The organism is Sorangium sp. So ce296, assembly GCF_051529605.1.
Taxonomy (GTDB): Bacteria; Myxococcota_A; Polyangia; order Polyangiales; family Polyangiaceae; genus Sorangium; species Sorangium cellulosum_D.
In genome coordinates this window covers 4,290,832-4,306,786 of record NZ_CP150325.1, presented here as the reverse complement: position 1 = coordinate 4,306,786, position 15,955 = coordinate 4,290,832, and the positions used below count along the sequence as shown (strand labels likewise).

Sequence of the window (15,955 nt, the reverse complement as noted above, 5' to 3'; positions counted from 1 at the left end):
CAGGTTCGGGGGTCAATCTTTTTTGCGGAGGCCGCGCGGGCGCCGGCGCTCACGTGCCGCCGAGCTCGGACAGGCGCGCGCGCAGCCGCGGGGCGTGGACGCTCTGGCCGTGGCGGGAGAGGAAGTCGGCGATGGCCGCGCGCTCGTCGGCCGCCCGCCCGAGCCGGCGCAGGCACTGCACCCGCCCGACCCGGGCCTCGGCCGCGAGGGGGCCGCCGGGGCCGGCGAGGTAGCGCTCGAAGTGGCCGAGCGCCTCGGCCGGCTTGCCCTGGCGGAGCGCGATCTGGCCGAGCGACACGAGCGCCGCCCGCGCCTCCGGGCTGGACGGGTGCTGCGCGAGCAGGGCGCGGTACGCGGCGCTCGCCTCGGCGGTCTTCCCCTCCCCGAGCCGGGCCTGCGCGCGCAGGAGCAGCGCCTCGGGGCCGATCGGGAGCTCCTCCGCGCGCGGCCTGGGCGGCTGCGGGGCGCGATCCCGGGCGTCGCCCGCGCCGGTGGCCGCGGGCTTGCCCGCCGCCGAGCCCGCGCGGGGCGACGGCGCGCTCGGGGGAGCGGCCGCGCCTGCGCCGGGCGAGGGCACTCCCGGCGGCTCGCTCGGCGCCGCGCCCGCGCCCGGCGAGGGCGCGCCTGCGCCCGGCGAGGGCGCCCCCGGCGGCTCGCTCGGCGCCGCGCCCGCGCCCGGCGAGGGCGCGTCCTCGCCGGGCGCGGGCGCGGGGGCGGACGGCGCGCCGCTCGGAGCGAGCGCCTCGCCCGTGCCCGGCGCGGGCGGGGGCGCGTGCGCGGGCCCGTCGATCAGCTCCGCCGCGAGCGCGCCCAGGAGGGTCGCCGCGGCGGCCACGCCCGCGAGCGTCCCCGCGACCCCTCGCCGCAGCGCCGGCCGCGGCGCCGCGCGCGGCCGCGCCGCGCTCCTCGGCGCGGGCTCGACGTGGGCGCGCGCGAGCACCCGCTCCAGCAGGGCGGCGTCGCTGAGCTCGAGGCCGGCGCCGCGCTCGTCGCCGAGCTTCCCGATCGCGGCCCAGAGCTGCGCCTCGCCGCGGAGCTCGGGGTCCTCCTGCTCGGCGCGGCGGAGGAGCGCCGCGTCCTCCGGGCGGATCGGCTCGCCACGCGCCTCGGCGGCGAAGATGGCGGGCAGGCGGTCCAGATCGATCTCGGGCTTCTGGGTCCCTGTCATGATGCCCTCTTGCGGCCGATGGCGATGTCCTGGCGCACCTGCTTGCGGAGCGCGCCGATCCCGAGGCGCAGCCTGCTCTTCACGGTGTCGGGGCTGACCTCGGTCATTCCGGCGATCTCCTCGATCGAGTAATCGAGCGCATGGTGCAGGAGGATCACGTTGCGCTGCGCCTCCGGCAGCGCGTCGAGGTACGCCCGCGCCTCGCGCGGGAGCGCCTCGAACGGGGGTTGATGCGGCGCCTGGGCGACCTCCTCGTCGATCGCGCTCTCCGGCGCGACCGGCGCGCCGTCCCGGCGCTGCTGCCTGGCGTAGCGGAGGATCGTGCGGGCGGCGATGCGCCTGGCCCAGGCCTCGACGGCGGCCTCGCCGCGGTAGGTCGAGGCGCTCTCGAGGATCGCGAGCAGGGCGAGCTGCGCGGCGTCGTCGGCGTCGGCCGAGCTGCGGAGGAACGCCCGCGCGATCCTGCGGACGCGGGGGATGACGTGCGTCATGAGCCAGGCCTGCGCCTCTGGATCGCCCGCGCCGGCGCGGCGCATCCGCTCGAGATCGAGCGGCAGGGGCGCGGTGGGCGGCGGTGGGGAAGGGGGGCGGGTCATGGCGCTGGCCGGGCGCGGCTCGGGAAACGGTCCGAGGCTCGTGCGAAGAGCTCGTGTGTGCGCAGCGTCCATCGCCCCGACCTGGTGCGGCGCACGGCCCAACCCGGGTCAATTTTCTTTCCGGGCCGGGTCACGCGGCGCGGGCGGTCATCGCCGGACCGCGCCCTCCGCGGCCGGGGAAGCCGGCAAGGAGAGGCCAAGCTCCAGCCCGAGGCCGGCGACGAACCGCACCGGGTCGGGCTGGAGCGCGAGGGCCGGGTGCACCGAGGCGTCCGGCTGCGACAGGAGGACGTCCACGCCCAGCGTCGCCTTGAGGCGAAGCCACCCCGTGAGCGGGTACCCGAGCTCCGCGACCGGCGCTGCGCTGACGATCACATCGGTCCGGGCCTCGGGCGGGGGCAGCTGCCGCGGCATCATCCGCGGCCACCGCCAGGGGGGAGGGAAGGGCGGCAGCGGCTCGCCCCGCTGCGGCGGCCGGGCCGGCAGCGGCCACGCGGGCGGCGACGACGGGGTGGGCTGCGGGGGAGGCTGGGGGATGCGCTCGACGACGTCGACGCTGGCGCGCGCGCCGAGCTGCAGGTCGAAGCCGAGCGGGAGCCGGAGCCGGAGCTGGCCGGTCGCGCTCACGGGGTGACGCACGAGCTCGAACGGCGACCGATCGTCGCCGAGCGTGGCCGCAGGGACCAGATCGTACCCCAGGCCGAGGACGGCCCGATCGACCGGCGCCCACGAGGCGCGGAGCGCGGCGGCGCTCTGCCAGGGCACCTCGCCGCTGAAGTTCGCGCCGGTGTAGCCGACCTGCACGGCCAGCGTGGGCAGCGGCGGCGCCTCGGGGCGGGCGCCCCGCTCGACCGCGGGCGGCGGCGGGGCCGGCGCCGCGCCTGCGGCCGCCGCGGGGGGCGCCGCGGGCGCGGGGGCGGCGGCGGGCTCGGGGCGAGCGGCCGGCGGGGCCGCGGTCGCGGCGACATCCACCTCGGCCAGGCCGGCGATGCGCCCCTCGCGGAGCTCCTCGGCGACGGCGCCGGCGATGTTGGCGAGCGACTCGAGGGCCGCGGTGATCTGTCCGGGCGGGACCGGGATGCGGCGGCCGTAGACCTGATCGCCGCCGCGCTCGACCGCGTACAAGGCCAGCTCGTCGCTCGAGCCGGCGTCGATCCAGAGCACGCCCCGCGCGTCCCACGCGTCGGCGAGGGCGCGGGCGTCGGGGAGGAGGGTGTGCAGCGTGCGCCCCGGCGCGCCGGCACGGACGACCTGGAGGCGGACGCCGAGGGGGCGGACATGGGCTGCGACGAGGTCGATGGCCCGCTCGTCGATGCGGCCGGCGCCGGGGAAGGCCGCGAGGACGAGCACCGGCGCGCGGGCGGCGCTGGGCGCCTCGCGGGCGGCGCTGGGCGCCTCGCGGGCGGCGCTGGGCGCTTCGGCGGCGGCCGGGAGGGCGAGGAGCGTGCAGGCCACCGCGCTGGCGGCCGTTCGGGCAGCGCGGAGGGCGAGCGCGAGCGACGCAGCCGGCACGGGCTGCGGAAAATACCATCCTTCCCTCCGGGGCACCATCCCCGGCGGGCCGCCCCGAACCGCGGAGTTCGTGCGATCGCCGCGGTGCGGCGGCGCCGGAACGGCCGCGCTGGCGGCCTCAGCGCGATCCGGCCGACCTCGGGTAGCTCCCGAGCACCTTCACCATCTCGCAGCGGGCGCGCAGCCGCTCGATCGCCTCGGCGACGCGCGGATCGCTCCGGTGGCCCTCCAGGTCGACGAGGAAGACGTAGTCCCAGTGCTTTTGCCGGCTCGGGCGCGACTCGATCCTCGTCAGGTTGATGGCGGCGTCGTCGAAGATGGCGAGCACCCGGCGGAGCGCGCCGGGCTCCTCCTGCACGGAGAAGACGATCGAAGTCTTGTCGGCGGCCGTGGGCGGCGCGTCGGCCCGGGCGATGACGATGAAGCGGGTCGCGTTCTCGGGGCGGTCGTGGATGCGCTCGCGGAGGAGCGGCAGCCCGTAGAGCTCGCCCGCGCCGCGGTTGCCGACCACCGCCGCGGCGGGATCGCCGAGGACCTCGTGCGCCGCCGCGGCGACGGAGGCGGTCTGGACGATCTGCGCGCCGGGGAGGTGCTTGGCGAGCCAGAGCCGGCACTGCGAGAGCGCGTGCGAGTGCCCGTGGACGCGGGTGATGCCGCTCAGCCCCTCCGCCTTGCTGAACAGGCAATACGCCACGTCGAGCACGAGCTCCTGTCGGATCTGGAGGTCGCTCTCGATGAGGGCGTCCGCGGTCAGGGTCACCGAGCCGTCCGACGAGCTCTCGATGGGGACGACGCCGCAGGCCGCCTCGCCCGCGCGCACGGCGTCGAAGACGCCCTCGATGGTGCCCGTCTCCCGGTAGCGCGCCGCCAGCCCGAAGAGGTGGCGCGCGGCGACCTCGGCGAAGGCGCCCTCGGTCCCGGGAAAGGCCACCTTCATGGGCTCCTCGAGCGCCAGACAGGCGCTCATCACCTCCCGGAAGACGACCCGGATGGCGTCGCGCGGGAAGCGGCCGGCGCCCTTGGTCTGGAGGCGGTCGAGCACGCGCCGTTCGCGCTCCGGGTCGTGGAACTGCGTGGCGTTGGCGGCGCGCTTCGCGTGCGCGACCTCGAGGGCCACCTCGGCCCGCTCGGCGAGGAGCTCGAGGATCCGATCGTCGATGCTGTCGATGCGCACGCGGAGCTCGCCCAGGGTCGTCATGTACACTTCACCTCGGATGGGACCGGCGGCCATCAAAGCGCAGGGGACGCCACCGCGCAAGGCTCGCCTCGGCGCGGGGAAGGCGCGTGAAACGCGCGCGACGGAGGCGCGTGAAACGCGCGCGACGGAGGCGCGCGTCGGGGGCGAAGCGGCATCCGTGCGGGCTCGACGCATGGGCCCGCTGGGAGAGAGGAGACCGGCGAAGGCGAAGAGGAAGAACGAGCGCCTGACGAGGGAGCGGGAAGGGCGGGAGCAGGCGAGATGAGGGCGGGGGCGGGAGCGATAGGGGTGGGCGCGGGCGTGATAGGGGCGGGGGCGGGAGCGATAGGGGCGGGGGCGGGAGCGATAGGGGTGGGCGCAGGCGTGAGAGGATCGGGCGCGGGCGCGAGGGGATCAGGGAGGGCGCGATACGATGCCAGACGCGCGGTACGGCCGCAGAAGGAATGCTCAGATGACGGCTGTCTGCTCCGAGAGCGCGTCCGCCTTGGCTTTCTTCGCCTTGAGGCGCGAGCGCTGGTTCAGGGTTGCCCGGTGGCGCGATACGAACCTGGCCGCGAGCTTGGGCTGATCGCGGAAGGCATAGCGGCCGCCCTCGCGGAGCTCCTTGGCGAGCTCGTCGGCGGCCCAGAACGCGCGGTTGCGGAGCTCCAGCGCGTGGGCGGCGCTCGCGTCGGATGCCTCGTTGGCGGCGGCGTCCTCGAGCGCGTCGGCGAGCGCCCTGGCCCGCTGGAGGTCCTTGCGCGTGATATCGGTGACGCCGAGCGCGCTCTCGTGGTCGGACCAGAAGTCGACGAGATCGCGCAGGTCCTGGATCGTGTCGGCGAGGCCGGAGCCGTCGGCGATGCGCGAGAGCTCGGCCTGGGCGGCGGGGTCGTTGCGGCAGCCCCAGCGGCCGCCGGCCACGAGCTTCGCGTCGAGCGCCTCGGCCTCGTCGCGGAGCCTGCGCTGCGCCGACGTGAGCTGCACGGCGCCGCGCGCCTTCTGCCAGGCCTTCTCGAGGGCGCCGAGGCGGTGGGCGAAGCGGGCGAGGAGAGCCACCTTGTCGGAGGTGATCCCGATCCTGGCGAGCCGCGCCGCGTGCGCGTGCGCGAGGCGCGCGAGCGAGGTGAGCTCGCGCTCCGCGACGCTCACCGGAATGTCGGGCCCGGCCGCGTAGGTCGGGGCCAGGGCGAGGAGCGCCTCATCGCTGGTCGGATCATGGGGTTGTGCGGCAGGGCGCTTCGTCCTGGAGACGGGCGCCTTGCCGGACGACCTGGCCTTGGGTGAGTTGGGCTTGGACGTGTTCTTGACGGTGCGTTTCAGGGGCATGGACTCCCTCCTGGTTGAGCGTAACGGGCGATGGTCGCTCATGGGGAGGAGCTGTCAACGGCGTTCAGCGCGGCCAGGCGTCCGAATGCTGCTGCGATGATGCTCGTGTGTAGCTTTCGTGAAGAGGCGGCTCTTGCTCGGGCGGGGGCACGAGGGGCTCGCGCTGGCGGGGCCGCAGGAGCCGCGGCTCTTGCCCCTGTCGCCTCCGGGCGGCGGGGTGGCGCTCTCGGCGATTCCATTGCGGCTGCCGAGCGACGGCGCAGGGGGGCTGCTCTTGGGGCCTCGTCTCGACGCGCCGCTGGTCGAGGACGTGGGGGCGCCCCATGGAGAAATGGTGCTCCCCGACCAGGCCCGGGTGGTGGCGTTCGAGGGGGGCTGTCCTGGAGGTGTTCCATATCAGACCTACGTCGACTCGCTGCACGCGATCGGCGGTGTGGCAATCAAAGCTGTTGGATTTTGACTCAGAGGGAGTAGCGATGAGACTCGCGAGTGTGATCGATACGATTCGAAAGAATCCGGGGGAGTGCCTCACCGAGGCTTGCGTGCTGGCCCTCGGAGCCTTTCTGTTTGGGTATCGGATGGCGAACGGAAACGTCGCTCCGATTCTTTACGAGCTTGCACGGCGATTCGAGGGGCCTGATCAGGCTGACGCATGTACGCGAGCGTATCTGAGCGCTCGGAACACGGAACATGCCCTCCGACGTGTGCTGGAAGCGCTGAGTTTAATGCTTGCTGCAGAGCCGGCGTTGGCGGGGAGCTCGCCGGCGAGTGCGCAGCTTGGGTTTGTGGAGCTCGTGCGCGATCCTATCGTGAGTGGACGAACGGGAATGGTGTTCGCTGAGCCTACCGTTGATTGGTGCGCGAACTTCTGGAAAGGCTTCCTCGCAGGACTAGATGAGGTCGACCCGACTGCAGCGCTGCATGAGCGAGAACGCTTCGAGGCGTTTGAGCAATGGTTAGCCGAGCGTTACGCCCAGTCGGGTGCCTCCTGGTACGCGATGATCCGTGTGTTCGAGGGAGCCGACCTCGGCGGTCTTCGAGCCTTTGTCGCGCTATGGGAAGAGTTCCGGAAGTCCGTGCCAGGAATGGAATGAGCCCATGCCGCAACGCCCCCTGTCTCAATGACGCGTGAGACAGCTTTCCTCTCGAAATCTGTGTGGTGAGGGTGGAGAATGGACGCAACCCGTGCCGACGTCTTCCCATGTCCGCTCGAACCGTCCTACCCCCGCCCCGGCCGTGATGGCGCCGCTCCCTCCATCTTCGAGGCGCTGCTCAGCGGTCGAGGCCGTGCCGAGGCCGGGCAAGCCAGCACGGAGCCGGACCGCGGGAGCCGGCAGCGAGCCTTGAGCTGGGACGAGGACAACCGGGTGGTGTCGGTGCGGGAGAACGGGCAGGATCTGTCGCGGGCGCTGTACGACGGCGCCGGCGAGCGGCGCGTTCACCTGCACCGGGTGGCCGGGGACGCGTCGAGCCGAGGTAGCGCGTTTCTGAACATTGCGAATGGAGCGCCATGAACCAACAGATCGGCACGCTCGGCTTCGTGTTCAAATACAGGATTCGGTCGCGCTCCTACCACGATAAGCGCTGCTTCCTCCGCGCGAAGGCATGGGCCATGGCCGCGGCGGCCATGTCTGCGAGGTTCTACTGCGCGATCGAGCGCCTCGAAGACCTCCCCGTGAGCGACCGGCCTCGCTCGCTTCGGACCGCCCTGGACACGCCGCTCGCGCGGCTGCTCGAGGGCTTCGTCCTCGATCCCGACCTCGAGAGCTGCGCGCTGATCTACGGCGATGTCAACGATGCGACCGATGCGCTCTCCTGCGATCCAAGCCGGCTGGTGGCCGCGTTCCTGCTTCACATGGCGCTGCTCGGCGACGAGCCGTTGCTGGCCCTGTCGGCGCGCCGAGGCGGTTAGGGCTCCCGCCCCGGTGTCCCTCTCGTCCCCGTGTCCCCGGCGGATCGATCCGCCCGCCGCGCGGGCGCTCGTCGCGGCGCGCTCGCGGCGGTGGTCCGCACGCTCTACCCTGGCGCTGCCGTCATGGATCTCTACCCCGCGCTCCTCAAGATCGTGCGGATCCTCCTCTCGGAGGACGACGACGTCCGGACCCCCGAGCTCCTGCTCGGCCTCGTGATCGAGGCGACGGGCGCCGACCGCGGCTTCATCGTCGTCCGCGAGGGGGGGGCCTACGAGCAGAGATTCGCGGTCCGCTTCGATCGGGCGACGATCACCGACGAGGAGCGCAGATTCAGCCGCGGCCTCGTGCGCCAGGCCATCGAGACGCGGCAGATCGTCCGCCTGTCCCGGGAGGCCGACGCGCCGCGCTTCGCGCTCATCGAGAGCCTCGAGGCGTCAGGCGCGTCCTCCGTGCTCGTGGTGCCCCTCGCCCACGGCGGCGAGGTCTACGGCACCGTCTACGTGGAGCACGGGACCCGCGGCGCCGGGGACGAGGCGCTCCGCTTCGTCGCCGAGTTCGCCGACCTCGCGGGGCTCTTCCTCAAGCGGGCGATCGAGCGCGAGGCGCTCCGCCGCCGCACCCAGAGCCTCGAGCGCGATCTCTTCGCCCGCCACGACTTCCAGGGCATCGTCGCGCAGGACCCGAGGATGATCGCGCTCCTCAAGACGATCGCGCAGGTCGCCGACGCGGACGCGACCGTGCTGATCCGCGGGGAGACCGGCACCGGCAAGGAGCTCGTCGCCCGCGCGCTCCACGTGAACAGCCGCCGCCGCGCCAAGCCCTGCGTCACGCTGCACACCTCGGCCCTGCCAGGGACCGTCCTCGAGTCGGAGCTCTTCGGCCACGTCAGGGGCGCGTTCACCGGCGCCGATCGCGATCGCGTGGGGAGGATCGCGTCGGCCCAGGGGGGGACGCTCTTCCTCGACGAGGTCGCGGAGATCGCGCCCGACGTGCAGGCGAAGCTCCTCCGCTTCCTCCAGTTCGGGGAGATCCAGCGCGTCGGCTCCGACCGGACCGAGCGGGTCGACGTCCGCGTGCTCGCGGCGACCCACCAGGATCTGCCGGCGCTCGTCGAGGCCGGGAAGTTCCGGCGCGACCTGTACTTCCGGCTCAAGGTGATCGAGCTCGAGATCCCGCCCCTGCGTGCGCGGGCCGGCGACATCCCGCTGCTCGTCGATCACTTCCTCCGCGCCTCCTGGAAGCGCCCCGGCGAGCAGCCCCGGTGGACGTCGCGGGCCGAGCGGGCGCTCCGCGAGCACGCGTACCCGGGCAACGTGCGCGAGCTCGCGCACCCGGTGGAGCGCGCGTGCATCCTGGCGACGGGGCCGGTGCTCGACGTGGATCTGCTCCCGCCCGACCTGACGGCGTCCGCGGCCGCCGGGCCCGCCGCCGCCGGGGCCGCGCCGGCGCCGCGCTTCTCGGAGCTCTCGGCCGACGAGCTCGAGGCGGCGCGCGAGGCGGGCGCCGCCGAGGCGGAGCGATCGTTCCTCGCGGCGCTGATGGATCGGCACGGCGGGAACGTGTCGCAGGCGGCGCGCGCGTCGGGGCTCAACCGCACCTACCTACAGAAGCTGCACGTTGTCGGGCTTGAAATCGCGGTGGACGAGCCCTGCGCGGTGCGCCTCCGCGAGCCCCTCGCCCGCCTGGAGGAAGGCGGCCACGAGCTCGGCGGTCGGGCGCCGCGCCTCCGCGCAGAAGGCGCGCAGCGTCCGGCCCTCCACGAGCTCCATCACCACGAGCACCTGCGCGCCCTCGATGAGGACCTCGTGCACCGTGACCACGTTCCGGTGCTTGATCCTCGCCATGGCCTGCGCCTCGCGCACGAGCCGGGCGCGCGCCTGCGCGGTCCCCGAGCGCCCGAGCGCCTCGGGCCCCAGCACCTTGATCGCGACGTCGCGGCCGAGCACCGGATCGCGCGCCCGCACCACCACGCCCATCGCGCCTTGGCCGAGGCGGTCGATCACCTCGAACCGGCCGAGCCTCGCGCCCGGGCGCAGATCGGGCGCCGCCTCGGCGCCGGGGAGCGCCGCCTCGGCGCCGGGGAGCGCCGCCTCGGCGCCGGGGAGCGCCGCCTCGGCGGGGGCCGTCCGGCCCAGCGGCAGGACCGTGCTCGCGAACGGATCGGGCGGTGAGCCCGGGGCCGCGCCCCCGCCGCTCGACGCGAGATCCAGGGTGCTCTCGGCGCGCGCGTCCGGCTCCTCCGACAGCGGCGCCCCGCAGCGCGCGCAGCGCGGGTTGAACGGGGAGTTGTCCGCGCCGCAGCGCCGGCAAACGACCGCGCTCTCCCCCGAGATCACGGGGCGCTTCTACCACGGCCGCGCGCCGGGCGATGAGCTGTCGAGCAGGGCCCGGTCGGCGGGGTCCCTCCGCCGAGCGCTCAGCGGGCGTTCACGGCGAAGATGTGCTCGATGGCGTCCACGCACATCTGTTCCGCCACCTCCTGGTTGATCCGGGACAGCACCCGAAACCGCGTGAGCTCGGTCAACGTCTGGTGCACGTTGACCTCGGCGATCACCTCTCCATCGCCCTCGGCCTCGGCGTTGTAGAAGAGGCGGATCAGGTTGTTGGCGTCCGCCGGCACGCCCCGGAGCAGGACGTGGAGCTCGAGGCTCGGGGTCTGTTCGCCCGCGTCATGCTCGATCCGGTAGGCGTGACCCGACGCGGCGAGCTCATCGCCGATGGCCTTGAACGTGGGCGCGAAGATGTCGGCCAGGATCCGCCGGAAATCGCTCTTGAAACGCCCGCGCCGGTCGGCCGCGTCAGCGCCGCTCGCGCCCTGGGCCAGGCGCTTGCCGTATTTCTGTTGAATGATCGCCAGGCGGATGCGGGCGTGCTCGTTGATGGCCATGCTCGTGTCCCTCACCGGGCAGAACAGCGCAGGGGTTCGGGGCGGTCTCGCGGACGACCGAGCGGGCGTCAGAGCAGCAGGACCTTCACCTGGCTCGGCGCGATGGTCGTCCCGTTCACGTTGATCTGGTTCTGGATGCCCGTGGCGCCGAGCCGCACCGCCGGCTTGTTCTGCAAGAGCAGCTTCGGATAGGGGACGAGGCGCCGCGAGGGCCCCATGTTGCGACGGGAGATCACGCCGCCGAGGATCCCAGGGTTGTCGCCCATGGAGATGGGAATGACGGTCGCCAGCGTATGGGCGGGGCCGCGCCCGAGAATCACCTTGTACGCGACGGACGTCGCCATGGTTCGAGATGCCATGTTCGGGTACGGGACGGGGCCCGGCAAGCAGACATCCGGGACGCCGAAGTCGAGCCCACCGCCCGAGGTGCTAGCAAAGCACATCTCTGGTCACCCTACCTGGATCTGGTCGCCATCGATCTTCACGAGGTGCGACGCCGTGATTTTGGCGTTCTCGCTGTGGATGGCGAGGTTGCCCTTGGCCGCATAGTCGATGCGATCGGCGCGCACGTGGTCGGCCTCCTCCACGATGCGGTAGGAGCGCTTCACCCGCTGCATCACCCGCTCGAGGTGCGCGTCGAGGCTCCGGCCGACCAGCTTGGCCCGGTCGACCTCGCCGCGGACCATCTTGCTGAGGAACGAGAACAGCTCCAGCGCGACGTGCCCCTCCTTCGCCTGGACACGGAAGGTCGACGCGACCATCGAGAGGTCCTTGCCGGATTGCACGTGCACGCCGTCCGGCGCCGAGAGGCCCAGCGAGCCGCGCTGCAGGCGGATCTGGAGATCTCCCTCGGAGACGAGGCGCGAGGGCGCTCCTTCCTCCCGCTCGAGGACGGCGAGGACGTAGTGCGCGCCGTTCACGACGGCCAGGAGCACCAGGTCTCCGGCGGCGGGCTCCAGGAGACAGCTCGTCGCGCGCTTCGCGCGGACCTCGCCGTCGTCGGTCTCGACGATGTACGCGGAGCCGTCGAACCGGAGCACCGCGCCGTGTTCGCCGTAGGCTTGCCGCTCGTATTGTCTCGTCCTTGCTACGCTCTGCATGGTTTGCTCATGAGTGAGGGGTGCGTTGACCGCCGGCAGGCCTCCCGAGAACGTTGGCCTGCCAGTCTTCTGCTTCTTTGAGCTCTTGGTCGTCCCCCTGCGCCATCGCCTTGCTCAGCGGCCAGACCGTGCCCTTGTCCGTCACGCGATGCAGCCGCGCCCGCGACAGCGTCGCGTCGGAGAAGTCGGCGAACGACACGTCGGCGTGGGAGAGGTCTGCATGGCTCAGGTCGGCCCCAGAGAAGCGGGCGCCCGGGCAGCTCGCCCGGTGCCAGACGCTCGCCTCGAGCCGAGCGCCCGAGAAGTTCGCGGCGTCCACGCGCGCATCGACGAAGAGCGTCTGGGTCAGGTCGGTCTTGGCGAAGCTCGCGTTCATCACGGCCGCCTCGACGAAGACGGCCGTGGGGGCGCTGGCGCCATCCAGGCGAGCCCCGGTCAGGTTGGCGCCCTTGAAGCTGCATTGCGTCAGGTTGGCCCCGGAGAAGTCGCAGCCGTGCAGATCGGCGTTCGTGAGCTGCGCCCCGCTGAGGTCCATCCCCCGGAGGTCCTTGGGCCCCATCCGCACCTCGACGAGGATCGCTTCCACGAGGGTGATGCCCGTGAGGATGGCCTGGGACAGGTCCTGACGGAACAGGACCGCCTTGGTCAGGTTCGCCTGGGAGAAGTCCGCGCCGCCCGTCTCGGCCTGAAACAGGGCGGCGTCGGTCAGGTTGGCGCGGACGAGCCGGGTGTTCTTGAGGCTGGAGCGCGCGATCTCGGTCAACGAGAGATCGGCTCCGGTCAGATCCGCCGATTCGAGGTCCACGTCCGAGAAGCTCGCTCCGACCAGCGAGGCGCCCGCGAGCGCGGCCCCCGCGAGCGTGCAGTCCACGGCGCTGCCGAGGTGAAAATCGAGCCCCTTCAGGTTGGCGCCCGAAAAGTCGCAGCGGTGAAAGATCGCCTCGCGCGCCTTGGCGCCCTCGAGGTTGGCGCTCGCGAAGCGGACGTCCTCGAAGATCCCGCCCGAGAGGTCGATCCCCGAGAGATCGCGGCCCGATAGGTCCAGCTCCGAGACGACCTCGCCTTGCTCTATCAGCGCGCGCAGCGCTTCCCTATCCATGCTGCCTCTCGGCCGGTATCATCCGGAGTCGCTTGAGGTTGGCGCCGGCGAAGCTCGTGTCGTCGTCTCCAACCATCCGGTCGGCGCACGCGCCGAACAGGTTGGCCTTCTCGAAGCTGGCCCCGCGGACGCATGCGGAGTTCAGGACGCTCTCCCTCAGGTCCGCGGCGTGGAGCGACGCCCTGGTGAGGTCGGCTCGCATCAACATGGCCTCCACGAGGTTCGCGCGATCCAGCTTCGCCTCGGTCAGGTCGGCCTCGTTGAGCAGCGCGCCGCGCAGGTCGGCGTCGGCGAAGTTGCTGCCGTGGAGGCGCGTCCCCATCAGGTTCGCGCCGGCGAGCGTCGCTCCGCCGAAGTCTGCGCCCGCGAAGGACGAGCCCTTCACGATCGCGAGGTCCTTCGCCATGGCGTTCCGGAAGACCGCGCCGTCGCCCTCGGCGGCGATGAAGGTGGCGGAGCTCAGGTCGACGCCGGTGAAATCGACCTCGGTGACGTTCACCTCGTTGAACGTGCTCCCCGAGAGCCGCGCGCCCGCGAGGCGCGCCTCCGTGAGGTCCACGTTCTGGAACGTCGCCTTCTCCGCGACGACGTTCTCCAGGTTCGCATCGCAGAGGTTCGCCTCGGAGAGATCAGCGCCCGAGAGGTTGGCGCCGGACAGATCCGCTCCCCAGAGGTCGGCCTTGGCGAGCACGGACCCGCGGAGATCGACGCCTCCGCCGGCCTTCACGTCCCGCAGGCACGCCGAACCGAGGTTGGCCCCGTCGAGCTTGGCCCCCGAGAGATCCGCGCCCACCAGGTTCGCGTGCGCAAGGACGGCTCCCGTGAGGTTCGCCCTTCGCAGGACGCTTCCGGTGAGGAAGGCCGACTCGAGGACGGCGCCCGAGAGGTCGATCCCCTCGAGGTCGAGGTGGGAGAGATCGGCGCCCGAGAGGTCGCACCCCGCGAAGCTCCGTCCCTCCTTGTGCCCGGCCTCCACCTCGCGCCGAAGCCGCAGAGCCTCTTCGCTGTCGAGGGCCGCGGAGGCCGGCAAGAGGTGCGCGAGCCGCGGCCCGTCTTCGCCCCACCCGGCGGAAGCGGACGCCTTCTCGTCCAGGCCCTCGGCAAACTCGAAGTCCTCGTCTTCCGCAGCCTCACCGCCCCAGCCCTCGTCCTCCGGCAGCGGATCCTCGGCGGGCTCCTCGGCCAGGGCGTGGGCGTCGTCGGGGATGTCGTCGTCGCCGTCGAGGTCGGCGTCATCGTCGGCCCGGGTTCCTTCCTCGAGCGCTCGCCAATCCAGCCCCGACAGCAGCTCCTCGGTCTTCTCTGGCGTGACGCCCTCGCTCTCCAGCGTCTGCCGCGCGCGCTCGCGGACCTGCGACACCGAGACCTCGCTCGGACGCTCGGAGGCGTGCTGACGCGCTTTCGCGAGCATCGCGCCAACGTCGACCCCGTGCATGTGCGCGGCAGCGCGAGCCTTGCCTTCGACCAGGCTGACCAGGGCCTCCTCGGACTCATCGAGGGGCTCGGGGTCCTCGGAGGGGCCTTGCTGGGCGAAATCTGTCTCTGATTCCAGGCCATGGTCCTGCAGCCGCTTCTTGGCCCATGCCGCGAGCGCCTCCTCCTGGCGAAGCGCTTCGGCGTCCTCGGCGTCGTCATCCGCGTCGGGGGTCCTCGTCGCGACCGCAGGCTCGATCGGCTCCGGGTCCGCCGCTTGGTTTACCCCCGTGTCCTCCCCGATCTCGGACCACGCGAGGCGCTCCTCTTCCTCGTCGGACTCGGACCACGCGAGGCTCTCCTCTCCCTCCTCGCCGTCGGGGAGATCCATAGCCGGCTCCGCCTCGTCCTCGCCGGCTGCGGCATCGAGGTGCTCGGGGTCGATCCCCATCTCGGCGAGGTCGTCGTCGAGCTCCTCGACGTCGGAGTCCCTCTCTGCTCCGGCTTCGCGGGCGCCGGCGGCGGTGACGCCGGCCGCGGCCGCGGCCCCGGCCGCGCGCCTGACGGCCCGATCCGGCGTACCTCCCAGGAACCCCTGCCGCCGGAGCCTCGACGCGAGCCCGGAGAGCTTGTCATCGGGCAGCGGCGGCGCCTCCGGATCCTCCGGCTCGGGCATGAGCACGTCGTCCTCGTCGTCCGGGAGATCGGGGTTCCGGGGGCCGAGCCGGGGGGTCAGGTACTCATGATAGTACGCGGCGGGCCTCGGAGCGCCCATGGCCTCGCAGGCGACCAGCACGGCCACCACGTCCTTCGCGTCGTCCTCGGCGATCTCGAGGCCACCGCGGAAGAGGACGACTCCCCGCTCGCGGTGCGGGAACAGACGCACCGTGTCGAGCTTCATGGCGGGCTCGTGGACCTCCACCCCGTCGCGCGTCTTGAGGCAGACGAAGCATCGGGTCGCGACCCCGGGGAGCGCGCCTTCGATCCGGGGCTTGTCGGGGTGCATGTTCTCGACCACGAAGGCCTCGTCGCCCCGGAAAAACCCGTCGATCTGCTGGTCGTCCGGGGCCATGTTGAACAGGGTCGGGTCGAGATCGCGCGCAAAGCCGGGGAAGCACTCGTTGCGCCACGCCGCGTCGTGGGTGCCGATCTTGGAGAACCTCTGGGGCCAGGTCACGTCGTAGCCGTCGAGGCCGGCGGGCGCAGGGCGGTCGCTGCGGGCGTGGATCAGGTGCTTGGGCGACTCGATGTTGGGGAGCGCCGCGCTCCTGTCGCCATGCCCCTTGCCCAGCGGGTTCTTGGCGAAGCCGTTTCCGCCGAACGCGTTCCGCCAGGTGACGGGCATCTCGGTGAACGGCGCCGGGTCCGACATGCCGAGCATTCCCCACGTCCGGTCGCCGACGACGTAGAGGCTCTTGTCGATGGGTCCGAGCTGGACGCGGACCGAGCTCGCGGGGCGAGCGACGCGCCCAGGCGGATAGCAGCGTCCCGTGACCAGGAGCTCGCCCCGCGTCTTCGGATTGAGCTCGTCGAGGAGGCCATCCTTGCCGAGCTCCTCCGTGACTATCGTCCAGACCGTCGGCTCGTAGAGCAGCCGGGCCGGCCTCTCGTAGGAGAAGCCGACGAAGGCGGTGACCAGGAGGTGCGGGGTGCGCTGGTTCATGAAGACCCGCGGCACCACCCCGAGACGCATGGGTTTGACGATTTTCATCCGATGGAATCCAGGGTAGCGGGCCTCGAGGGATCGCCCGGCTCAGCGCC

15 protein-coding genes and 1 pseudogene are annotated in these 15,955 nt (G+C 72.6%); 5 read left to right on the top strand and 11 right to left on the bottom strand.

Going from position 1 to position 15,955, the window contains the following annotated elements; translation table 11 throughout:
- Positions 1–49 precede the first annotated feature (49 nt).
- From WME98_RS16145 to WME98_RS16125, 5 genes are all read right to left on the bottom strand, one after another.
- Positions 50–1,168: a tetratricopeptide repeat protein gene (locus WME98_RS16145; protein ID WP_437952091.1), complete on the bottom strand. Its 1,119-nt coding sequence runs from the start codon at positions 1,166–1,168 to the stop codon at positions 50–52.
- Entirely contained in the window at positions 1,165–1,764 is a 600-nt protein-coding gene (locus WME98_RS16140) for an RNA polymerase sigma factor (protein ID WP_437952090.1), read from the bottom strand. Before WME98_RS16140 ends, WME98_RS16145 begins: the two co-directional genes overlap by 4 nt.
- Positions 1,765–1,911: 147 nt before the next feature.
- Complete coding sequence (locus WME98_RS16135; RefSeq protein ID WP_437952089.1) at positions 1,912–3,276, bottom strand: hypothetical protein; 1,365 nt, start codon at positions 3,274–3,276, stop codon at positions 1,912–1,914.
- 118 nt (positions 3,277–3,394) lie between these two features.
- Positions 3,395–4,474 (bottom strand): prephenate dehydratase, encoded by a 1,080-nt coding sequence (gene pheA / locus WME98_RS16130; RefSeq protein WP_061628186.1) that lies wholly within the window; start codon positions 4,472–4,474, stop codon positions 3,395–3,397.
- 447 nt (positions 4,475–4,921) lie between these two features.
- On the bottom strand, positions 4,922–5,782 hold the full coding sequence (locus WME98_RS16125) for a hypothetical protein (protein ID WP_437952088.1): 861 nt from the start codon (positions 5,780–5,782) through the stop codon (positions 4,922–4,924).
- A gap of 118 nt (positions 5,783–5,900) precedes the next feature.
- On the opposite strand from WME98_RS16125, the gene WME98_RS16120 reads away from it, so the two are divergent.
- From WME98_RS16120 to WME98_RS16100, 5 genes and pseudogenes are all read left to right on the top strand, one after another.
- Positions 5,901–6,242, top strand: a complete 342-nt coding sequence (locus WME98_RS16120; RefSeq protein ID WP_437952087.1) for a hypothetical protein — start codon at positions 5,901–5,903, stop codon at positions 6,240–6,242.
- A 31-nt stretch (positions 6,243–6,273) separates the two neighbouring features.
- On the top strand, positions 6,274–6,876 hold the full coding sequence (locus tag WME98_RS16115) for a hypothetical protein (RefSeq protein ID WP_437952086.1): 603 nt from the start codon (positions 6,274–6,276) through the stop codon (positions 6,874–6,876).
- A 249-nt stretch (positions 6,877–7,125) separates the two neighbouring features.
- Positions 7,126–7,296: a hypothetical protein gene (locus WME98_RS16110; RefSeq protein WP_437952085.1), complete on the top strand. Its 171-nt coding sequence runs from the start codon at positions 7,126–7,128 to the stop codon at positions 7,294–7,296.
- Positions 7,293–7,694, top strand: a complete 402-nt coding sequence (locus WME98_RS16105; protein ID WP_437952084.1) for a hypothetical protein — start codon at positions 7,293–7,295, stop codon at positions 7,692–7,694. Before WME98_RS16110 ends, WME98_RS16105 begins: the two co-directional genes overlap by 4 nt.
- A 123-nt stretch (positions 7,695–7,817) precedes the next feature.
- A pseudogene (locus WME98_RS16100) lies at positions 7,818–9,254 on the top strand (sigma 54-interacting transcriptional regulator); the annotation flags it as partial.
- Positions 9,255–9,296: 42 nt separating this feature from the next.
- On the opposite strand, the gene WME98_RS16095 reads toward WME98_RS16100, so the two are convergent.
- The 6 genes from WME98_RS16095 to WME98_RS16070 all read right to left on the bottom strand — a co-directional run bounded on the left by WME98_RS16095 (position 9,297) and on the right by WME98_RS16070 (position 15,905).
- Entirely contained in the window at positions 9,297–9,671 is a 375-nt protein-coding gene (locus WME98_RS16095; protein ID WP_437953988.1) for a protein kinase domain-containing protein, read from the bottom strand.
- A gap of 440 nt (positions 9,672–10,111) precedes the next feature.
- Complete coding sequence (locus WME98_RS16090) at positions 10,112–10,582, bottom strand: hypothetical protein (RefSeq protein ID WP_437952083.1); 471 nt, start codon at positions 10,580–10,582, stop codon at positions 10,112–10,114.
- Positions 10,583–10,650: 68 nt separating this feature from the next.
- Positions 10,651–10,941 carry a PAAR-like domain-containing protein gene (locus WME98_RS16085; RefSeq protein ID WP_437953987.1) on the bottom strand — a complete coding sequence of 97 codons (291 nt, stop codon included), beginning with the start codon at positions 10,939–10,941 and terminating at the stop codon, positions 10,651–10,653.
- A gap of 90 nt (positions 10,942–11,031) precedes the next feature.
- Positions 11,032–11,682 (bottom strand): DUF3540 domain-containing protein, encoded by a 651-nt coding sequence (locus tag WME98_RS16080; RefSeq protein WP_437952082.1) that lies wholly within the window; start codon positions 11,680–11,682, stop codon positions 11,032–11,034.
- Positions 11,683–11,689: 7 nt separating this feature from the next.
- Positions 11,690–12,781 carry a pentapeptide repeat-containing protein gene (locus WME98_RS16075; RefSeq protein WP_437952081.1) on the bottom strand — a complete coding sequence of 364 codons (1,092 nt, stop codon included), beginning with the start codon at positions 12,779–12,781 and terminating at the stop codon, positions 11,690–11,692.
- Complete coding sequence (locus WME98_RS16070; protein WP_437952080.1) at positions 12,774–15,905, bottom strand: DUF2169 domain-containing protein; 3,132 nt, start codon at positions 15,903–15,905, stop codon at positions 12,774–12,776. Before WME98_RS16070 ends, WME98_RS16075 begins: the two co-directional genes overlap by 8 nt.
- Positions 15,906–15,955 lie beyond the last annotated feature (50 nt).

Excerpts from the sequence above, each read along its gene's own strand:
- WME98_RS16145 (WP_437952091.1), bottom strand. The coding sequence starts at position 1,168 with ATGACAGGGACCCAGAAGCCCGAGATCGATCTGGACCGCCTGCCCGCC.
- WME98_RS16140 (WP_437952090.1), bottom strand. The coding sequence starts at position 1,764 with ATGACCCGCCCCCCTTCCCCACCGCCGCCCACCGCGCCCCTGCCGCTC.
- pheA (WP_061628186.1), bottom strand. The coding sequence starts at position 4,474 with ATGACGACCCTGGGCGAGCTCCGCGTGCGCATCGACAGCATCGACGAT.
- WME98_RS16125 (WP_437952088.1), bottom strand. The coding sequence starts at position 5,782 with ATGCCCCTGAAACGCACCGTCAAGAACACGTCCAAGCCCAACTCACCC.
- WME98_RS16105 (WP_437952084.1), top strand. The coding sequence starts at position 7,293 with ATGAACCAACAGATCGGCACGCTCGGCTTCGTGTTCAAATACAGGATT.
- WME98_RS16095 (WP_437953988.1), bottom strand. The coding sequence starts at position 9,671 with ATGGGCGTGGTGGTGCGGGCGCGCGATCCGGTGCTCGGCCGCGACGTC.
- WME98_RS16090 (WP_437952083.1), bottom strand. The coding sequence starts at position 10,582 with ATGGCCATCAACGAGCACGCCCGCATCCGCCTGGCGATCATTCAACAG.
- WME98_RS16085 (WP_437953987.1), bottom strand. The coding sequence starts at position 10,941 with ATGGCATCTCGAACCATGGCGACGTCCGTCGCGTACAAGGTGATTCTC.
- WME98_RS16080 (WP_437952082.1), bottom strand. The coding sequence starts at position 11,682 with ATGCAGAGCGTAGCAAGGACGAGACAATACGAGCGGCAAGCCTACGGC.
- WME98_RS16075 (WP_437952081.1), bottom strand. The coding sequence starts at position 12,781 with ATGGATAGGGAAGCGCTGCGCGCGCTGATAGAGCAAGGCGAGGTCGTC.
- WME98_RS16070 (WP_437952080.1), bottom strand. The coding sequence starts at position 15,905 with ATGAAAATCGTCAAACCCATGCGTCTCGGGGTGGTGCCGCGGGTCTTC.